Source organism: Exiguobacterium acetylicum DSM 20416 (assembly GCF_000702605.1).
GTDB lineage: Bacteria > Bacillota > Bacilli > Exiguobacteriales > Exiguobacteriaceae > Exiguobacterium_A > Exiguobacterium_A acetylicum.
The window spans coordinates 2318754-2338301 of the sequence record NZ_JNIR01000001.1 but is presented as its reverse complement, the minus strand read 5'-3'; the positions used below and the strand labels follow the sequence as shown (position 1 = coordinate 2338301).

At 47.5% G+C, this 19548-nt stretch carries 16 protein-coding genes; 13 read left to right on the top strand and 3 right to left on the bottom strand.

The genetic code is table 11. The features are described from left to right. Positions 1 to 9: 9 nt before the first annotated feature. Positions 10 to 603 (top strand): hypothetical protein, encoded by a 594-nt coding sequence (locus P401_RS0112330; protein ID WP_029342720.1) that lies wholly within the window; start codon positions 10 to 12, stop codon positions 601 to 603. Between the two features lie 38 nt (positions 604 to 641). On the opposite strand, the gene P401_RS0112325 is transcribed toward P401_RS0112330, so the two are convergent. After that, positions 642 to 1577 carry a class F sortase gene (locus P401_RS0112325; protein WP_029342719.1) on the bottom strand — a complete coding sequence of 312 codons (936 nt, stop codon included), beginning with the start codon at positions 1575 to 1577 and terminating at the stop codon, positions 642 to 644. Between the two features lie 96 nt (positions 1578 to 1673). Next, positions 1674 to 3041: a copper amine oxidase gene (locus tag P401_RS0112320; RefSeq protein WP_029342718.1), complete on the bottom strand. Its 1368-nt coding sequence runs from the start codon at positions 3039 to 3041 to the stop codon at positions 1674 to 1676. A gap of 405 nt (positions 3042 to 3446) precedes the next feature. On the opposite strand from P401_RS0112320, the gene P401_RS0112315 reads away from it, so the two are divergent. From P401_RS0112315 to P401_RS0112290, 6 genes are all read left to right on the top strand, one after another. Next, positions 3447 to 3743: a DNA-directed RNA polymerase subunit beta gene (locus P401_RS0112315; RefSeq protein ID WP_029342717.1), complete on the top strand. Its 297-nt coding sequence runs from the start codon at positions 3447 to 3449 to the stop codon at positions 3741 to 3743. A gap of 27 nt (positions 3744 to 3770) precedes the next feature. Then, positions 3771 to 4193 carry a 3-hydroxyacyl-ACP dehydratase FabZ gene (fabZ, locus tag P401_RS0112310; RefSeq protein ID WP_029342716.1) on the top strand — a complete coding sequence of 141 codons (423 nt, stop codon included), beginning with the start codon at positions 3771 to 3773 and terminating at the stop codon, positions 4191 to 4193. A 7-nt stretch (positions 4194 to 4200) separates the two neighbouring features. Continuing rightward, on the top strand, positions 4201 to 4623 hold the full coding sequence (locus P401_RS0112305) for a hypothetical protein (protein WP_029342715.1): 423 nt from the start codon (positions 4201 to 4203) through the stop codon (positions 4621 to 4623). A gap of 94 nt (positions 4624 to 4717) precedes the next feature. Next, a complete protein-coding gene (locus P401_RS0112300) occupies positions 4718 to 5032 on the top strand; it encodes a four-helix bundle copper-binding protein (RefSeq protein ID WP_029342714.1) in 315 nt (104 codons plus the stop codon). A gap of 134 nt (positions 5033 to 5166) precedes the next feature. Further along, the gene (locus tag P401_RS0112295) at positions 5167 to 6729 is read left to right on the top strand and encodes an SdrD B-like domain-containing protein (protein WP_029342713.1); all 1563 of its coding nucleotides are present in this window, start codon (positions 5167 to 5169) and stop codon (positions 6727 to 6729) included. A gap of 111 nt (positions 6730 to 6840) precedes the next feature. Next, positions 6841 to 7266, top strand: coding sequence for a helix-turn-helix domain-containing protein (locus P401_RS0112290; RefSeq protein WP_029342712.1), 426 nt, complete (start codon positions 6841 to 6843; stop codon positions 7264 to 7266). Positions 7267 to 7335: 69 nt separating this feature from the next. On the opposite strand, the gene P401_RS0112285 is transcribed toward P401_RS0112290, so the two are convergent. Continuing rightward, positions 7336 to 7587 carry a hypothetical protein gene (locus P401_RS0112285; protein WP_235609842.1) on the bottom strand — a complete coding sequence of 84 codons (252 nt, stop codon included), beginning with the start codon at positions 7585 to 7587 and terminating at the stop codon, positions 7336 to 7338. 111 nt (positions 7588 to 7698) lie between these two features. On the opposite strand from P401_RS0112285, the gene P401_RS0112280 reads away from it, so the two are divergent. The 6 genes from P401_RS0112280 to P401_RS0112255 all read left to right on the top strand — a co-directional run bounded on the left by P401_RS0112280 (position 7699) and on the right by P401_RS0112255 (position 19531). Beyond that, positions 7699 to 8940 (top strand): UDP-glucose dehydrogenase family protein, encoded by a 1242-nt coding sequence (locus tag P401_RS0112280; protein WP_029342710.1) that lies wholly within the window; start codon positions 7699 to 7701, stop codon positions 8938 to 8940. Between the two features lie 61 nt (positions 8941 to 9001). Then, the gene (locus tag P401_RS0112275) at positions 9002 to 9412 is read left to right on the top strand and encodes a hypothetical protein (protein WP_029342709.1); all 411 of its coding nucleotides are present in this window, start codon (positions 9002 to 9004) and stop codon (positions 9410 to 9412) included. A gap of 499 nt (positions 9413 to 9911) precedes the next feature. Next, the gene (locus tag P401_RS0112270; RefSeq protein ID WP_029342708.1) at positions 9912 to 13250 is read left to right on the top strand and encodes a hypothetical protein; all 3339 of its coding nucleotides are present in this window, start codon (positions 9912 to 9914) and stop codon (positions 13248 to 13250) included. A gap of 207 nt (positions 13251 to 13457) precedes the next feature. Further along, positions 13458 to 16136: a glycoside hydrolase family 70 protein gene (locus P401_RS0112265; RefSeq protein WP_029342707.1), complete on the top strand. Its 2679-nt coding sequence runs from the start codon at positions 13458 to 13460 to the stop codon at positions 16134 to 16136. 123 nt (positions 16137 to 16259) lie between these two features. Beyond that, positions 16260 to 17834, top strand: a complete 1575-nt coding sequence (locus tag P401_RS0112260) for a S8 family peptidase (protein ID WP_029342706.1) — start codon at positions 16260 to 16262, stop codon at positions 17832 to 17834. 137 nt (positions 17835 to 17971) lie between these two features. Continuing rightward, positions 17972 to 19531, top strand: a complete 1560-nt coding sequence (locus tag P401_RS0112255; protein WP_029342705.1) for a S8 family peptidase — start codon at positions 17972 to 17974, stop codon at positions 19529 to 19531. Positions 19532 to 19548 lie beyond the last annotated feature (17 nt).

Genomic DNA, 19548 nt, shown 5'->3' with positions numbered 1-19548 from the left:
AGGCGACGTGTGAAGACAGTATTGTTTTATGTGATGTCGGGCTTGCTCGTCCTTATCATCGTAACGAAATTCATGGTCCCGCTCTTCGGTTGGTTTCAGGCGGAAGAGCCTGCGAAAGAGACGAAACCGCGAACATCGATCCGTCTTGATGAAGCGCAGCTGAAGCAGTTTGATCGCGAAGATCGACTTGGTGTCGTCTATGAGATGGCGGGATTGAAGCTGAAGACGCTTGACGTCGATACGACGGAAAAAACGCGGCAGACGCCACTCGTTCAAATGAAAGTCGAAAAGCAAAAGCTTCTCCAAGTGATGGGGGAGACGGGACGGTTGCTTGCAATCACGGTTAAAGTGACGAATCAATCAGCGGATGAAATCGAGATCTTACCAAGAATCGGGGAGTATGAGACAGCGGACGAGATCGTAACGATCGCGGATCAGTTTAATGCCTTGAACGGTACGTATCAGCCGGATGAAAGCCGGATTGGGATCGTCTTCATTCCGTCGGAACAGCTCCGCGTGACGGAAGGGCGACTTAGTCTATTTTATGAGACGATGTCTGGTAAGAAACAACTCCGAATTGCATTACCAGCAGCGAATAAATGAACAACGGGATGCCTCCGACTTGGAGACATCCCGTTTCGTTATTTCTGAACAGCGCTGAACGCGTCTTCTGATTCGATTCCGGCTTTACTGACAGCCGTGATGACAAAACGACCGGTTGCATCTTCAGGAAGCGGGAACGCTTTACGCTCGATCGATTCTGTCGTACCGAGTTTTTTGCGTTTTCCGTCCTTTTCTTGGTAGACATTGTATTTGACGACGTCTTCATCAGTTGACGCATACCAGTTGATGAAACCGCCACTGACACGGATGTTCGTAGCAGGTTTCGGTGGTGTCTTGACGGGATCGGATGCTTTCTCGTCCAGTTCCGTGAAGACGACGAGACGATCATCATACGTCCCTTGATTCTCATCATACGTTCCGATACACGTAATCAAGTTTAAGTTCCGTGTATCGGCTGGACCGAATATTTTCTTCAGTGGTGCCTTCAAGTGATCGTACTGGACGATTTCTTTGACGCGGAAGACGAGCTTTCGTCCAGACGCATCTGTGATTTCGACTGGATCACCTTTCTTCAGCTCGTGCAATTTATAGAAGATTGCTGGACCAGTCTTCGTATCGGTGTGACCGTCGATGACGGCATTGCCGACGTCACCGGGACGCGGACCGAACTTATACCAGCCAGCTTGTTGTTCGTTTTTAGGTGTCGCCATCGCACCATCCTTATCGAGCCCGACCTGTTCGACCTTCGTCTTGATGTCGTGCTTCGGGATGACGAGTTGTTTTGGAAGCTCGACCTCCGTTGCCGAGAGGTCCTTGAACTCCTTCTTAAAGATTTCAGACGGCTTGAGCGGATCTTCTTCCTTCGTCTCGGAAGAGGCCGCGGATTCTGTTTTGGGGTCACCTTGCGTGATGTTTGATGTATCCGGTTTTGTTTGACCGAACAAGAGGAACAGCAGTGTTCCGACCGAAACGACCATCAAGAGGATGCTCGCCGGTAATAACCAACGTTTCATAAACGCGTATCTCCTTTCCGAGAGAAGAGATTCCCTCTATGTACAAAAATAACAGGATAGCATGTCGCTATCCTGTTATTGAGTATACCCAATTTCTTAGGCGTTTTGACGTTTACGTGCGAGGACAAGACCGACTGCTCCGAGTGCAAGACCGAATACTGCGATTGCACCAGTTGTTGCAGCTGAGTTGTTGTCGCTCATTCCACCGTTACCTGTGTTAGGCATTGATCCTGGAGTACCATCCATGAACTTCTCTGGTGATTGTTTAACAATTGCATCACCGAGGTTAGCTCCTACGCCATACATGTAAGCGTAAGACTCACGGAATGTGTCGACAGAACCTTTGTAGTCGCCTTCAACATACTGCATGAACGTATCTTGGACGTAAGTCTCGTGACCTGATACGGCTTCTTGTGCTGCTTTTGTTGGAAGGTTTTCTTCTGTAGCTGCACCAAGGAATGCACCGAAGTCGTTCGAGAACATTTTGAGCATATCTTGTGCGTCACCCATCAATTTTTTGTCGTCATTGATTGCTGCTGTGACGAGGTTAGCTTGTGCTTCGATGTGGTTTTTCGTCCAAACTTGTTCGAATTGATCTGCACCGGCTTGACCGTAGACTGATTTCGTTGCTGCTTTGAAGTCAGCTGTGTGCATATCTTCAGCCCAATTTGCTGCATCGTAGTCTTTCGCTTGATCGACGCCAGCTGTCATACTGAGGTTTGCAAGAGCGACGTGTTCAGCTGCAAGGCTGTTGAGTGTTGAACGAAGATCTGCTGCTTTTGAGTCAGCTTTCGTGTTGTCGAATTTCTCAGGCATCTGTGTTGTGATCGCAACAGAGAGTGCTTTTGAGATATCGTACATGCGGCTGTAACCTTCACGGAACGTGTTGTACGATCCTTCGTAGTCACCAGCTGCATATTGCTGGAATGTTTTGTAGACGTCTGCTTCGTGAGCACGGAGAACTTCTTCAGCTGCTGCTTTCGGGAGTTTACCTTCCGTAGCTGTATCGAGGAAGCTCGAGAGATCTTGTACGAACTCTTCTGTTTCTTTCTTCGAAGCGTTGATGCCGTCTTGGTCGTCTGCTTTTACAGCTTTGACGAGGTCTGTCGTATATTTGTTGTGATCAACGAAGATTTTCTCGAACTGTTTCGCGCCTTCTTCGCCGTAGACTGAAGCGATTGCTGGAGTCATGTCGAGTGCGTTTTGTTTGAGTGCTGCTTCGTAATATTGCGCGTCTTTTGAACCGTCATATTGTTTCTTCATGTCCATGACTGCAAGGACGAAGTGCTCAGAGAGTAATTGATCGAGTGTTGCACGAAGGTCAGCGGCTTTTGTTTTGACCGTGACGTTTTTCGGTGCATCTTGTTTCATGTCTTCTCCGCCACCGGAAGCGAATGCTGCCGTTCCTGGTAGTACGAGTGCTGCTGCCATTGCTGATGCTGCGAATTTTTTCGTGTGTTTCATCTTAAATCATTCCTCTCAGTTTTTGGTTTATTTGGTAAGTGTTTCTTTCCTGTTCTGAATAGCTTACGCAACCTAGATTGATTTGGATTGCATCAAGTTTTAATTTTTTAAATTAAATGTTGAAGCGATGTTTCATATTCATCCAAGGACCGTTGCTGCGTCGTTCTGGAGAGCTTACGCCGAGACGTTCAGTTTGGATTTAAAAAAGTGTAAAAAAACCGCAGAACGTGGGAAACTGTTTTTCTCCTTCCTTATATACACAAACTAAAATTTTTTAGAGGAATTGCCTGTCTGGTCGTGTTACACTAGTTGCGGAACACGTTTTGTAGCGAATTTGGAACTATTTAATACCAGGTACTAATATGCTATACTGTTCTCAGACTGAATCAATGAAAGGTGATCAAGATGGTACAAAACCAAACAGGCACGGATCAGCCAACGCGTGAACGCCTGAAAAAGAAGCAACAAGCTTCAAACCAGGAAACCGGCAATCCGGAGCACAAATCAGAGCGACGTCTTCGTGCGTATTCGACACGCCGAGTTCCGATCATCGTACGTGTACTGATCGTTCTCGTTCTCATCGTCGTAGCACTGATCGTCGGCGCAATGGTGGGTTATGCGACGTTTGGTGGTGGCGAGGCAATGGATGTGTTAAAGCTCGACACATGGACCCGCATCACCGATTTTTGGATGAAATCTTAATTTAATCAGTGATGGGAGCTGTCGAATATGTATACGATCGAACAAATCAAGGAAGTCATTCCGCACCGGTACCCGTTTTTACTCGTTGACCGCATTTTGGAAGTCGAAGAGGGAAAACGTGCCGTTGGAATCAAGAATGTCACGGCGAACGAAGAATTCTTCAATGGCCATTTCCCAGAATACAATGTCATGCCCGGCGTCTTGATCGTCGAAGCACTCGCACAAGTTGGTGCCTTCGCCGTATTGAAGATGGAAGAGAACCAAGGAAAGCTCGCCTTCTTCGCAGGAATTGAAGGATGCCGCTTCAAACGTCAAGTCGTGCCCGGGGATCAGCTCCGCCTCGAAGTCGAATTGACGAAGGTCCGTGGACCAATCGGTAAAGGTCGTGCTACAGCCACAGTCGATGGGGAAGTCGCTTGTGTCGCTGAACTGACGTTTGCTATGAAGTGAAGCGAACATGAAACGCTGGCTTCTCCCCCTCGCGATTTCCTTACTCGTCGTTCCTGGTTGTCAGCGCGCAGAACAAGCGAAGACCGCTTCCCCGACGGTCATCGTAGATCCCGTTAAGCGTGCAGGACAGACCGAGAACATTTCCGCTCAGGTCACTCTGACGGAAAATGACCGGATGCGTCTTGTTATCCGGACAGCGAATGACATTCGACTCGATGACCAACAGGTCGATATTCGGCTCGAAGTCGCCAATCAATCGATTCCGTTTCCGTTCGTCTCCTTCGAAGCGAAGAAGATGGGGGAAATCCGGACCTACACGTCCAATACGACGATCGAAAAAGAAGTCTTCGATGACCAACGTCTTCCGGTCCTCATCATTGATGCAGGAGCAGGGCGTGGGATCGAGATTCCGCTTGAGATCGTCAAATAAGACAGCATCGCGAGCTTCTAGCTCCATGTGCTGTCTTATTTTTGTTTTGTTTCGAGTCATAAGGGTACAAAACATATACAAAGGAGGAATCAATATGGATCACGCAGTACAGCAACGACTGACCGATTGTATTCTCGCTTGTAATCATTGTTTTGATGCCTGTCTGAACGAGGGACACGTCGGACATATGGCAGATTGTATTCGACTCGACCGCGATTGTGCCGATATCTGTAGCTTATTGCTACAAGCCATCGCTCGAAACAGCTCGAATGTCGCAGTCCTCGCAAAGGCATGCCAAGAAATCTGTGAGGCATGCGCTGCAGAGTGTAGCAAACACGATCATGACCACTGCCAAGCCTGTGCGAAAGCTTGTACGGAATGTGCAGAAGCGTGTCGTCAGCTTATCTAAAACCTTGTCCTTGGACGAGGTTTTTTGATTATAAAAAATAGCAGGAATTCAAGATTTCTTCTGGTTATTTTTGGCGGATTTGTTTACTATTTAGGGAGGTAATATTAAATCACGATAGGAGCATACATACACTCATGAAAAAACTTGGTTTACTTATGATGGCACTCGTCGTTGCGTTCGGTCTGAAGTTACCGGTCTACGCAGAAACCGTCGAGTGGGACGTCACAGGAACGGGCACGGGTCCGTATACGTTAACGTTTGAAGGCACAGGCATCGTCGATATCACGTCGGAGACGGCACTCGTCTTTGAAGACGGCGTGACAGGTGAAGATGTCAACATCGAAGAGACACCGGTCGTGACGTTCACGGCAGAGACGGCACCTGTCGTCAAGGTCGTCTCAGCAGATGGACAACGGACGATTCTCGTCGAATTCGGTAAAGTCGTTACACCAGAAGAACCGACGACAGAAGAACCAAATCCAGAGACACCCGTAACAGAAGAACCGGTCAAAGAAGATCCAGCAACGGATGAACCAGTGACGGAGGAACCAACACCAGAAGAGCCTGTGACGGAAGAACCGGTCAAGGAAGAGCCAACGACAGACGAGCCAGAGACAGGTGATGACGCGACACCGACACCAGTCGAAGCGCCGACGACGGCAACGATTGAAGGAACAATCTGGTTCGATGAGAACGAAGACGGCATTCGCCAAGAGAAGGAAACACGTCTCGATGATGTCGTCGTCTATTTGATGGACCGGAATGAAGATGTCATCGATGAAGCATATACGAAGAATGGTCTATATAGCTTCAAGGATTTAAAACCAGGAACATATGAAGTCGAAGTCGACGGATATGACATGGGATATTACTTCTATTCCGAGCAAAACGTCGGTGATGACCGGACGATCGACTCGGATGTCGATGAAGACTTTGGGATGAAGAAAGTTCGTCTCGTCGCCGGTCAGAAGGAAGTGATTGACGCTGGGATTTACGGCGACGAAGAGCTCGACGGTATGTTCGAGCATTGGTTAGCTGTCGTCAATTTCTTTGATGCAAACGGAAACCAACAGCCAGATTTTGATGAAGGAACAGTTCCTGCGACGTATACGGTAACGGATGCGATCACAGGAAAGGATGTCTATCAGGAAAAGATCGCAAAAGATGACTTGATGATGCTCCAACTTGATCCGGGAACGTACACGATCAAGACGGAAGTCGCAGCGGGCTACACGGTCAAAGCGATGCATCACCTTGACATGGATGACTTGATGATGGATATGGATGAAGAGATGTATGAAGACTATGAGTCATTCGCTCAGCAAGCGAAAGCGATGAAACTGATGGCGAGCGATGAAGAAGCAATATCGCCGGAAGAACAAGAGATGATTGATGAGTTGTTGAAGTACTTCGAGCGAAAATCACCGGAAGCGGGTGTGACGATTGAAGAAGGTAGCCTCGGTACGATCTTGCTCGCGGAAATCGCGAAAGCAAAACCGGTCGCGAAACCGACGCCAACACCAACGTCAACAGAAACATCTGTCCAAACAGTCGAATCGGCTGAAAAACAGTCGAAACCTACGACAGCAACGGGCACATTACCACAAGCAGGTGAAGACAAGCCGTTCCCATATGCAGCAACGGGAGCAGGACTTGCTATCGTCGGCCTTTGGTTACTCGTTCGTCGGGGAGCATAACGATTAGAGACCTTCTATACGAGGGTCTCTTTTTTGATGTGTGTATCCTTTGACACACACGCACACATGTGTGTATAGTAAAGGTACTACTAGAGGGAAAGAGGGATGACGATGTTAACGACAAAACAGATCAGTGAATTGTTACGTGTCTCAGAAGAAACGGTCCGTCGCTGGATTCGGACGGGCGAATTGCATGCCGAACAGGACGGAAAAGGGTATCTCGTCGATGAATTGGCGCTCAAACGTCTCGTCGATGAAAAGTCACAGATTCCAGGAACCGCGATGAACAAGATTCTCCCACTCATCCAAGATATGTTCGGACCGGAAGCGGCTCAGTTCGCGAAATCAAACTTGTTTGATCCACTCCGTCAATCGATGGAGCAAGCACCTCCGAAGCCGGAAGCGTCGAACGAGTCGCTCGCGGAAGAACTCGATCGTCTCAAACGCAAAAAACGTCGTCTCGAACTCGAACACGAACTGAAGTTGCTTGAGATCGAAGAGAAAATCGCAGCAATCGAACGCAAAGTCCAGTCCTGAATATGAAAAGCGATGTCCCCCATTTGAGGAGACATCGCTTTTTTCGTTCATCTACAAGAAAAACCCACTTCACGAGTCGGAAGGGGTTTTGTCGGTTGCTTGTTTCTTTTTACGGTACCAGTACCAGTAAGCAAGTCCCAGTCCAATCGGGATTGCAGCTAGATACGGGTTAGCTTCGATGAAGCTGATCATCTCAAAGAGCGCGAACCATCCACTGAGTAAACCGAGGATGAGTAAAATCGTCCGTAGTGCTTCGGGAAGCTTGCGGATCCGATACGCAATGAGACAGACGAGGCAAAAGATAATGATAGCCACGAGCATTCCTCCCATTCCCGTAATCCAGTATAGCGTATTCGGAAAGCTTTTTCGATGCACAAATCTTCTGCTCTCCCGTATAGTGGAGACAGAGAAACTATCGAAGGACGTGATGAAATGCAACTGACAGTGATTGGAACAGGATATGTTGGTCTCGTGACCGCAATCGGACTGGCGGAAAATGGACACGACGTAACGTGCGTTGACTTGAATGCAGAACGGATGGCGCAACTGACACGAGGGATCCCGCCGATTAAAGAAGAGGGGATCGAAGAAGCGCTAGTCGCGAATCAACAACGAATGACATTCACGACGGAATACCCAGTCGCAAAGACATATCTTGTCGCTGTCGGAACACCGGAGAAAGCGGACGGGAGCTGTGACTTATCAGCAGTAGAAGCCGTCGTCGCCCATATTGAGCGAATCGCACCAACTGCAGCTGTCATCATTAAATCGACAGTTCCACCTGGTACGACGATGCAACTAGCGATGCAGTATCCGACGCTACGCTTTGCGATGGTCCCTGAGTTTTTACGGGAGGGTACGGCGCTTGCTGATATGCGCAATCCTCATCGGGTCGTCATTGGAACGAATGATGATGAGTTGTCAAAAGAACTTGCAACATTATTTGCAACGACAGCACCTCTTGTTGCAGTCGACCCGACGACGGCTGAGTTAACGAAATATGCAGCAAATAGTTTTTTGGCAGTGAAAATCAGTTTTATCAATGAAATCGCGCGACTAGCGGATGCTGTTGGGGCTGACGTATCGGACGTCGCAAAAGGAATCGGTCTCGATCCACGAATCGGTTCCTCGTTTTTACGAGCGGGAGCCGGATACGGGGGATCATGTTTCCCGAAAGACATCGCAGCGCTCACGACGCTTGCGCGCGAGCATGAGCAACGACTTCACGTCATTGAAGCAGCAGATAAAACGAATGAAGCCCAGCTAGATTATGTCTTACAAAAAATCCAACCGCGGACGGGAATGCGCGTGGCGCTACTCGGTCTCGCCTTTAAGCCGGGAACGGATGATTTACGAGACGCGCCGGCACTACGCCTCGCAACACGACTGGAGCAATTTGGCGTCAGTGTAACCGGATATGATCCAGTTGCCCGGACGTTACTTGATCAGAAGCAAACGGTCGAAGAAGCATTGAAGGATGCAGATGTTGCAGTTATTATGACGGAATGGGAAGAGCTCCGTAACATTACACCAGAGCAATTCGTTCGTCAGATGCGTCAACCACGTGTCGTCGATGGACGCAACTGTTGGTCGTTTACGGATCAACCGGGAGATGTGCAATACGAAAGTATCGGACGACCGGCTAAATCATTTTCGAACAATCGAACCGTTTGACCTGTCATGATAGGTGAGCCCCTCGCGGACTCACCTATTTTTGATGAAAAGGAGCAGACCCATGGTCATTGATTATTTCGCAGTCTTACCGAGTGGGAAAAAAGGCGTACTAGAACCGCACTGTCTAACACAGGGAACGTGGTATCAGCGCGTCAACGAGGAATTGTTTCGAGCCATTCATTATGGAGCCGGCATCATCCAGATACGCGACAAGGGAGCGGAATTGCGGATTCCGATTGAATTCGGATTCGGTTACGTCTTGCAGTATCTGCGCCAGTTCACGGAGGCGGAACGACAAGATGGACGAAAACGTCATATCTTGCAACGGCAGCTCGATTGGATTGGTCGCGGATTACCGATTGAACTCAAACGACGCGGAGCGAAGATTGAGATGTGGGCCGATGATGTCCATCGTTTGCACCGAGAATCATTTCTTCGAGCAATCGAAAAAGCAGATCACTTCATCTCGTAAAAACAAAACTTTATTTTAGTAAAATGAAAATAAGACAAAAATTTAATAAAATGTAAACGTTTTCTTTAAAGGGGTGAATCCAAAATTTAATTTCCATGCACAGCCTATATAAATATATTTTGATTTACTACTATTCACCTATTTTTTACAAAAAATCTATTGTAGCGTTCTTCCTAGTTTTGTATATTTGACCTGTAGCGTTTCTACCGATTCTCAAAAACGAAGCGGTGAAGCGCACGAATCTACAATCAGAAATGGCTTTTTGAAGCGATTTCGGCGGTTTCTTTAGTTCATCCCAATCGGATACATAATGGCTCACGAATGATCGTCTTGATGATAGACGAAAAGTCGCACGTGAAACAGAAGGTACTCCTCCTAAGACGACTAAAGAATTTTTTAACTGCTTTAAAGTAAAATATTTCTATATTTTACTTATATTGTAGATTTAAAATTGGGATTTGCGCTTTTGATTTGTTAGAAAAGAGGAGGAATAGTAAACATGGGTTATTCGAAGAAAACGAACAAATTGTACGCTGCTGCAGCTGCGCTTGCAGTCACGGCGTCTGTCGTAGCACCGGTTGCTGCTGATGCAGCAACGAAGGTCTCGGTTAAATACATCTCTCCAATCTTGATGAAACATGCTGGTGGTTCGAAATATGCAGTCAAGAAATTGACGCTTCCGACGAAAGTGAAAGTCAAACTTTCAAACGGCAAGTACGAAATGCGCTCAGTCAAATGGAGCGGTTCTGTCAAATTCGAAAAGAAATACATCAACAAATACCAAGTCCTTTACGGTAAGGTAGCGGGTACGACAAAGAAAGCTGTTCTTAAAGTCGAACTTCAAAACTACCCAGTTGATGTCCTCGAACCAGTCCTCGAGCCGGTTGCTGTTGGCGGAAAAGTTCAATTGCCAAGCACGATCAGCATCCAGTACAAATCAGGTATCATCGTTAAGCGTCCAATCAGCAAGTTCAACCTCAAAACACCATCGACTTCAAAAGCAGGTAAATATAAACTGGCTTACTCGTACAAAGGTGCTAACTCTGTCGTAACAGGTTACATCAACTACGAAGTCAAGGCAGCAAACATCTCGAACGTCATGGGAAGCGTCGATGATCAGATGCTTTCAGTCAAAGCAGATGTCATGTACCCAGCAGTGGGCGCAATGGCAGAACTCTTGATCTACCCAGGCAAAGACATGTCAGCAACGCCAATCGTTGCAAAAGGAACGCTCTCGAAAGGGAAGTTCATGGCATCGCAAGGTGGCATTCCGGAAGGAACACACAGCTACGTCGTCAAAGTCGGCGATGTCAAATCAGCTCCGATGGACTTCACGATCGCAAACACGGTCCTCGCTTCAGCGAAAGCAATCGGCAAAGAGAAAGTCGAAGTCTCATTCTCGCGTGCAGTTGATTCTGTCATGGCAGACAACTTCAAAATCGCAGGTGCGACAGTCAAGTCAGCGACACTCAGCGCAGACAAGAAGTCAGCAGTTCTTGAAGTCGAAGGGCTCGAGTACGGCAAAGACTATTCAGTTGACGCGAAAGGCATCTTGATCGGTGGCGTTGCGAAAGACCTCGGTTCACTCAGCTTCATGACACAAAGCATTGAAAACATCTGGATGCTTGAAGTGACACCAAAAGCGTCTTCGATCCTTGCAAACGGATCAGACAACACGGAAGTCACATTCCAGTTGAAAAACAAAGCGACAGGTGAAGTTGATACGAAAGCAGACGATATCGTCCTGAAATTATCGACATCATTCGGTTCACTTGCGAAAGAACGTGTCACGATCCAAGACGGTAAAGCAACTGTTCTTTTGACATCTGAATTCAGCAACACAGACATCGAAGCAACAATCGACGCACAAATCATCGAGACAGCAGACAACGAATATAAAGAGTTAATCGGTAAAATCGATGGTCAAGCGAAAGTCAAGTTCAGCACGGTCATGGTGACACCAGCACCAGTTGAATTGATCAACGTGCTTGCAGCGGAATCGAACCAAGCGGATCGTGTGACGATCTTCCTCGATAAAGCCGTCTCACGTGATCTTCTCTTGAAATCGTTCGGTCTCGATAAGAAATTACCGACTGTTGACGAGAGCGAGTATCTTGCGAACGACAATATTCAAATCGAGCAGTTCGATGGTATGAAACGTGTCATCGGTATCAAATCGATTCCTTCGAATCCAAAAGCATTCGAATTGATCCTTGATAAAGAAACACCACTCCAAGACAACGCCACTGTTAAAGTGCTTGCGAAAATCACAAGCAACACGGATACAGAAGTGAAGTCAAAAGCAAGCTTCAAGTTGACGGATGCACGTCAACCGGAAGTCACTTCGGTCAAACCAGTCGGTCTGAACCAACTTGAAGTGAAATTCTCAGAAGCAATCGCAGGCGCGAAGTTCAAAATCGATGGTCAATACGGCGAGAAGTACTTCAAATTCGAATACCTCGGGTTTGATAACAAAACAGGCGTCGATCGCCGTGATACAGTCATCATCACGTTGAACGACGCGAAAATGATGGGTGTTGCTCCAGAAGAAGCGTATCCAGGAGCAAAAGAAGGCTACTTCGCACCTGGTAAACACTCACTCCAGATTTGGAACGCGATGGACTTCGCAGCCCTTTCGGATGAGTCGAACATCGGAACGACACAAAACCTCGACTTCACAGTTGCTGCTGATACAGTCAAACCAACTGCAGGCGTCGTTGTTGAGTCGCCAGAACAATTCCGTATCATGTTCAGCAAACAGCTCAAAGGTCTCGACCTCGATGCAGTCAAAGCATTGCTTGCTTCGAAGAAGTTGAAACTTGAGCGTTACAACTCAAGCACGAAGTTGTACGAAGACTTCAGCCAGTATGCTGATGTCACGTACTACGATGAAGAGACAGGCGAAGTTCTCCTCGAGCTCAATAAGGACTGGACGGAAATCTACGATACAGTCAACACGAAAGAGAACTACTACAACGATAAGTTCAAACTTTCGCTCGCAAAAGATTCTGTCAAAGCAGAAGCGAACGGCGAGAAAAACGATGCGTTATCGCTTGACCTCAACTATGCTGGTTCACCGCTTAACTCTCCAGATCTGAAGAGTGCGGAAATCACGACGATTGACCGTTATCTCTTGACGAATGACTTCACAGTCATGATGAGTGAACCGGTTAAACTTCGTGGTCTTGATCAGTCGGATACGCCACTCATCAACGCAGAAGGTACAGTACTTCCGCCGAAAACAACAGTTGAGTTCATCGGTAAAGATAAGAACGGTAAAACCGTTACGATCGATGGATCAGTCGTTGGTTACACGGATAGCTCAGATATGAACTTCCGCGTCGCTGCGAACGAGAACCTCCAGTACCTCGTCGACAAAGACGGTTACGGAGAAGATTGGAAAGTCGTCGTCAAGTCACTCTCTGACGATGTCGGTAACACGGTCGCTACAGCGACACACGACTTCAAAGTTTCGAAAACGCCAGTCACACCAGTGGCTTCGCCATTCGAAATCGCTAAAGTCACAGCTAACGCAAAAGATGAAAAAGACGTGATTCGTATCAAGTTCACGGAAGGTGTACAATACACTGGTATGTACGATGCAACGAACACTGCACAGTACACGTTGAACGGAAAAAATCTCCCAGTCGGCACAAGCATCTCGCTGGCTGATTCGGATGATGATATCACGAACGGTCTCGACATCGTTAAGATCAAAGTTCCAGAAGGAACACTCAAAACATTGTCGAACGTCATCACGGTCAACAAAGAGCTTCAGTCGTATGACAACTCTGTCTTGACTGGTGGTTACGAGAAGGCAGTTCTTCTCGGACTATAAGAAACGCTAAACCTCTTCCTACTTCGGTGGGAAGAGGTTTTTTGTGACAAATTAGCGCAATCGATTGCATTTTGGTAAATCTATTTACCTGTTTTATAAATTTATAACTGTCTTTACTTTGAAGAAGATGTTAAATTATGTGATGTTATTTGGAATTTTAGGTAGAAATAATCAGAAATATAGATTAGTTAAAGGGAGATTAGACTCATGAACAAGGCGAAAAAAGTCTCAACAGGTTTGCTTGCGGCATTGGTAGCGACAAGCGGACTGACGTATGCACCAGAAAGCGCAAAGGCTTTCGCACCAAGTGAAAAACTCGATAACCGCGTTATTTTCCAAAGCTTCAGCCTGTATCAACCATACGAAAGCAACATGTACCGGACGCTTGCTAAAAAAGGTGAGTTGCTCAATTCGTGGGGTGTGACAGATGTGTGGTTACCACCTGCATATCGTTCATTCGATATGGCACGTTACATGGAAGGATATGCAATCGCTGACCGTTATGACCTTGGTGAATTCCCACAAGGACCAGGTGGATCGGTTGCGACGAAATACGGAAAAGCCACACAACTCGAGATGATGGTCGACATGTTGCATGACGACAACATCAAAGTCCAGATGGACCTCGTTCCAAACCAAATGCTCGGTCTCAACAAACGTGAAGCTGTCTTCGTTCGTCGTGCGACAAGTTCAGGTGAGCCGTTCATGAACCCATTCACAGGTGGAGAAAAAACGAAGACCCTCGCAACGCCTTACCTCGCTTACACAAAAGGTGGCGGTATGGGACAAGAGAAGTACGGTTACCTCAAAGAGTGGAACAAATCATTCATCAATGGAACATCACTGCAAGGGCAGGGTATGGGGCGCGTCATGACGGACAAAGACGGTAAACCGTACCGTTACTTCGGTAAAGACGATGCGAACAACTACTTACCAGAATGGTTGCTTGACGCAGCGAAGACACAGAACTTGAATGTCGTCGATACGTACCTCGCAGCAGACGGTTGGTATGAAGTCTCACCAGAGAACTGGAAGCCGATGCTTTCGCAATATGCGAAGGATGAAGGATACCTCGAGTACATGAAACAAAACGGCTTCGAAACAAAAGAAGCTTTGCTTACTTCAACGGAAAACACCAAGATCGCTTCGTTGACGGAAGAATACATGAAGACACAAGCTGCGTACGGTTATGGGTCAGAAGAACGTTCATACCAAAACGATAACTCAGGAATCGATATCGAAGATCAGTTCCTCTTCGTTGATGAGACTGGTTTCCCAACACAGGCATACAACAAAACGATGACGAACAACGATGAGTTCTTGATCGGTGTCGACCTTGCGAACTCGAACCCAGAAGTCATCAAGGAACAAAAGAACTGGATGAAGTGGATGCTTGAAACGTACAAGTTCGACGGTTTCCGGATTGATGCTGCGTCGCACTACGATACGGCGATCCTCAAAGCAGAAGCGGAAATTTCAAAAGCACACTTCGGGAAACAAGATTACCTCAGCTATATCGAGAGCTATAAAACAGAACAGAATGCTTACATGAAAGCAAACAATAACGAGCAACTCGTCATGGACGGAGAGCTTTACTTCACGCTCCGTTCAGCACTCACACCATCGAACAAACGTGCACTCCGTGACTTAGCGAAAGTCTCAGTCGTTAACCGTGAAGGTGACGGCGCGACAAACGTTCAAGCGAACTGGTCATTCGTCAACAACCATGACCAAGAGAAAAACCGCGTCAACCAAATCATGCTTGATGCGTACGGCATCAAAACGAATACGCAGTACGGAAAAGACGGCGAGCCGAAATCGTTCGAGAAGCTCTACAATAAAGAAGATGAAGCGAAGGCACTTGCGATCTACAACAAAGAACTCGCAAGTCCAACGAAGAAATACTCGACGGAAAACGTCGTCGCGCAATACGCGTTCCTTCTTTCGAACAAAAACACGGTGCCAACGGTCTACTACGGTGATCTCTACCAGACGGATGCATCGTACATGTCGAAAACGACACCGTACTATGATGAAATCACGAATCTCCTAAAAGTCCGTAAACAGTATGCGTATGGTAAACAACACGTTGCGTACCACACATCGAACACGTCAAAAGAAGCGGGTAAAGACTTGATCTCAAGCGTCCGTTTCGGAAAAGACCGCAACACAGGTGTCGCGACAGTCATCGGGAAAAACGCAGCGCTTGATACGACGGTTCAAGTCAACATGGGTAAAACACACGCGAACCAAGTCTTCGTTGATGCTAGTGGCGTTACGAACACGAAACTCGTCACAGATAAGAACGGTATCTTGACGGTTCCAGTCAAAGGTATCAAAACAGCAGAAGTCAACGGTTACGTCGGCGTCTTCGTTCCACAAGCAACAAAAGCGCCAGTTGCAGCAATCAAAGCAGGTGCTGTCTACCAAGGAAAAGCACTCGACTTGAAAACGACAGTTACGAACACGACATCAGCAGTTGCGTCAACACGCTACCGTGTCCTTGATACGAAAAAAGCGACAGTTGATTCAAAAGGTCGTCTGACAGGTAAAGCAACAGGTAAGACGACGGTTGAAGCAACAGTTACGTTAAAAGACGGTTTTGTCTTGAAAACAGTTTTACCGATCGAAACAAAAGCGAACAGCGTCACGCTGAAAGCAACAAAAGCAACACTCAAGAAGAACCAGACGACACGTATCGCGTATACGTCAGCAACGGATAAGATCAAATCTGTTCAGTATGCGTCAGCGAACAAAAAAGTCGCGCAAGTCTCGTCACGTGGTAACGTGAAAGGGATCAAAGCAGGCAAAACGACGATCCGTGTCACATACACGACAGTAGGAAACTACAAAGTCGTCAAAACGTTCACAGTCACAGTCAAGTAATATTAGACATCACTCTCCCTGCGAGAGTGATATTTTTTTGATTCACGTCAATGTTTTACTATATTCCACATAATCCCATCTAATCCGGGTATTAGTAAGAAAGACCTAGAGGGAGGAACAATGATGCGAACATGGATAGCAGGGAGCTTAGCGCTTGGTTTGATCTGTAGTACAGTACCAGTCAATGCGTTTGAAAAGCAGGAAACGATTCGTCCGGCAAAACTAATGAAGGCAAAGGAAGTCCCGGCGTTCTCAAAGCAAGCCGGTAGTGCTTTAACAGGTCGCTTTGATTCGGATGGATTTGCGGTCTGGTATTTTGATGCGAAGGATTTCGTCGCAAAAGGAACGCATTTTGAGTTCGAGCTCGACTACAATACGTACGGAACGATGTTCGCCAGTAAAGCCGACGCGGAAGCAGGTCGCGTCTACAATCGGTATTACCAAGTCACGGATGATACGCTCTACTTCCCACTCAGTTGGAGCGGACGACAATACTTAGTCCTCGAAGGCTATCCGGGCGACCGTTATTCTGTTCCTGCCTACATCTCACGTTACGAACCAATCGAGGAATCGATGACAGCTGCTGTCAAAGCAGTCAAACCGGCGTTACTTGTGCAGACACGCCCTGGTGCAATGCGGGCACAATCGTTCGGTGCCTCAAAAATCGAATCGTTAGCGTCTGAGCTCCGCATCGAACGACTCGTCTATAATTCCTATGTTGAAGCTGAAGCAGCGAAGAAAAAGTTCGAGCAATCGAACAGCGTTGCGTTCGCAGAGTTTGACGCACCGATCCAAGCATTCGGTGTCGACGCCTATCAAAAACATCAATGGTCGCTACAGAACACGGGACAAAAAAAGGGACTGAAGGGAGCAGACATCGGCTTTGTCGCCATGCAAAAACGCATCAAAGGCAAGAAGCTGTCTGCAACGAAAGTCGCAGTCCTTGACTCCGGCATTAATCCGACGTATGCCGACTTCGCCGGTAAAGTCCGGATGGATCTTGGCTATGATTTCATCAATGGCGATAAGACGGCGTGGGATGATAACGGACACGGTTCACACGTCGCCGGGATCATTGCAGCAGGTGGAAATAATACGTACGGGATGACCGGTATCAATCCGATGACGACGTTGATTCCAATCAAGGTGCTCGATGAGTCAGGGGCTGGTTCGGTGTCGGGACTCGTCAAAGGCATCCAGCATGCAACGAAACAAGGTGCCCGAGTCATCAACATGAGTCTCGGCGGTAGTTCTTCTTCGAAATCGATCGAGTCGGCATTAGCAGCGGCAGTCAAGAAGAACATCCTGATCGTCGCCGCTTCCGGAAATGAAGGACGCGGAACGGTCGCGTATCCGGCCCGTTCGAAATATGTCTTGTCGGTCGGTGCAACCGGACGAAAAGATACGAAAGCGTCGTTCTCGAATTATGGAACAGGTCTAGACCTCGTTGCTCCAGGCGTCTCGATCCCAAGTTATCTCGCAGATGGGGAGCTGTTATATGGAAGTGGTACTTCGATGGCGACGCCACACGTCGCGGGTGTCGCGAGTCTTATGATCAGTCTGAAGCCTTCCTTGAAGGCAAGTAGTGTGGAAAGCATCCTCAAGAAATCAGCGAAGGATCTCGGGAAAAAAGGCTATGATACGAGCTATGGTGCCGGTCGTTTGAACGCTGATAACGCCGTCAAACTAATCCCTTAATGCAGTCAAGAAGTCCTGTGCGAACAGGGCTTCTTTTTTTCAGACAATTCATTGATTGATAGAGGTAAAAAGAACTAGGAAAATCAATTTTTTCCATTATAATGAAAAAGGATACAACGATAAGGAGTGAAACCCAAATGAAAAAGGTCATCGTCAGTGCTCTCTTCGTGAGTGCATTTGGTACATATACATGGGATACGACAGAAGCTGCGACAACGGCGAAAAAAGTCCCAGCCATCGAAGCCAAAACGAAAAAAGGCTACATCAAAGGAACGTTCGATGCGAGCGGGAAAGCCTTATTCTATTTTGATACGAAGACGTATCTGTCAGGTGGAACACACTTGAAGTTCGCCTTTGATGCTTCAAAGAAAGCGACCGTTTACACGTCGCAGACGGAATACAAACAAAAAGATCCATATGCGCGGTATGCGAATAGTAAAAAAACACTCTTTTTCCCACTGACGTGGAGTGGGCGACAATACATCGAAGTGACGGGGGCGAAGAACAAAGCATTTACGATTCCCTATAAACTCGAACGCCTTGAACCAATTCGGGAATACGCGACAAAATCAACGACAACCGGACAAGCGACGAGTCTCGTCGTCCGTCTGAACGGGGCGACGAAAGCGAGTACGTTGTCACAGACGTCACGCGCCACTGATCACGAAACGATTGACAGTACGTTACGTATTGAAAAGTTCTCCTACAACAGCTTCATCCAAGCGATGGCAGCCAAACGCCAACTCGAAAAAACGAAGGGCGTGCGTTACGTCGAACTCGATCAACCGATGAAGTTACTCAGCACTGATCCGTTCCAATCGGTTCAGTGGGCATTAAAAAACACGGGACAACGCGGAGGCGTTAAAGGAGCGGACATCGGTTATCACGCGATGGTCAAACGAATTGCCAACAAATCACGTTCGACCGTTCGCGTGGCGGTCGTCGATACGGGGATCAATCCGACCTATGCGGATTTCGCTGGACGCGTCCGAATGGATCTCGGCTACGATTTTGTCCATAAACGTCAACTCGCTTACGACGATCACGGACATGGGACACATGTCGCCGGTGTCATCGCCGCAACATCAAACAATGGGTATGGGATGACGGGGATCAACGACCGAGCAAGCATCATTCCGATTAAAGTCATCTCGCGCAATAACTATGCGTCGAACTCGAACATTGCCAAGGGCATTCTGTTCGCTGTGAAACAAAAGGCAAAAGTCATCAACTTGAGCCTTGGTGGTGGCGGTGTCTCACTGGCGATTGAAGATGCCTTAGCGGAAGCGCGCAAGAAAGGGATCTTCGTTGCAGCAGCAACCGGCAATGAAGGTGCATCGAAACTGTCCTATCCGGCACGTTCGAAATATGCGTTCTCGGTCGGGGCGACGAACCGATTCGATAAACGAGCGTCGTTCTCGAACTACGGCGAAGGACTGGATCTCGTTGCACCGGGACAAGACATCGCGAGTTACCTGCAAGATGGCGAATCGATCTTTTGGAGTGGTACATCGATGGCGACACCGCATGTCGCTGGCGTCGCGAGTGTCCTCTATAGCTTAAAGCCAAGTATCAAAGTGACGGACGTCGAATCGATCCTCCGCAAGTCAGCAAAGGACCTCGGCAAAAAAGGTCGTGACACGACGTACGGATACGGTCGCTTGAATGCTGATCGTGCCGTTCAGCTCGTGAAATAAGGAAAGTAGGTAGAACG

Coding starts and splice junctions, on each gene's coding strand:
- P401_RS0112325 (WP_029342719.1), bottom strand. CDS start 1,577: ATGAAACGTTGGTTATTACCGGCGAGCATCCTCTTGATGGTCGTTTCG.
- P401_RS0112320 (WP_029342718.1), bottom strand. CDS start 3,041: ATGAAACACACGAAAAAATTCGCAGCATCAGCAATGGCAGCAGCACTC.
- P401_RS0112315 (WP_029342717.1), top strand. CDS start 3,447: ATGGTACAAAACCAAACAGGCACGGATCAGCCAACGCGTGAACGCCTG.
- fabZ (WP_029342716.1), top strand. CDS start 3,771: ATGTATACGATCGAACAAATCAAGGAAGTCATTCCGCACCGGTACCCG.
- P401_RS0112305 (WP_029342715.1), top strand. CDS start 4,201: ATGAAACGCTGGCTTCTCCCCCTCGCGATTTCCTTACTCGTCGTTCCT.
- P401_RS0112300 (WP_029342714.1), top strand. CDS start 4,718: ATGGATCACGCAGTACAGCAACGACTGACCGATTGTATTCTCGCTTGT.
- P401_RS0112295 (WP_029342713.1), top strand. CDS start 5,167: ATGAAAAAACTTGGTTTACTTATGATGGCACTCGTCGTTGCGTTCGGT.
- P401_RS0112290 (WP_029342712.1), top strand. CDS start 6,841: ATGTTAACGACAAAACAGATCAGTGAATTGTTACGTGTCTCAGAAGAA.
- P401_RS0112285 (WP_235609842.1), bottom strand. CDS start 7,587: ATGCTCGTGGCTATCATTATCTTTTGCCTCGTCTGTCTCATTGCGTAT.
- P401_RS0112280 (WP_029342710.1), top strand. CDS start 7,699: ATGCAACTGACAGTGATTGGAACAGGATATGTTGGTCTCGTGACCGCA.
- P401_RS0112275 (WP_029342709.1), top strand. CDS start 9,002: ATGGTCATTGATTATTTCGCAGTCTTACCGAGTGGGAAAAAAGGCGTA.
- P401_RS0112270 (WP_029342708.1), top strand. CDS start 9,912: ATGGGTTATTCGAAGAAAACGAACAAATTGTACGCTGCTGCAGCTGCG.
- P401_RS0112265 (WP_029342707.1), top strand. CDS start 13,458: ATGAACAAGGCGAAAAAAGTCTCAACAGGTTTGCTTGCGGCATTGGTA.
- P401_RS0112260 (WP_029342706.1), top strand. CDS start 16,260: ATGCGAACATGGATAGCAGGGAGCTTAGCGCTTGGTTTGATCTGTAGT.
- P401_RS0112255 (WP_029342705.1), top strand. CDS start 17,972: ATGAAAAAGGTCATCGTCAGTGCTCTCTTCGTGAGTGCATTTGGTACA.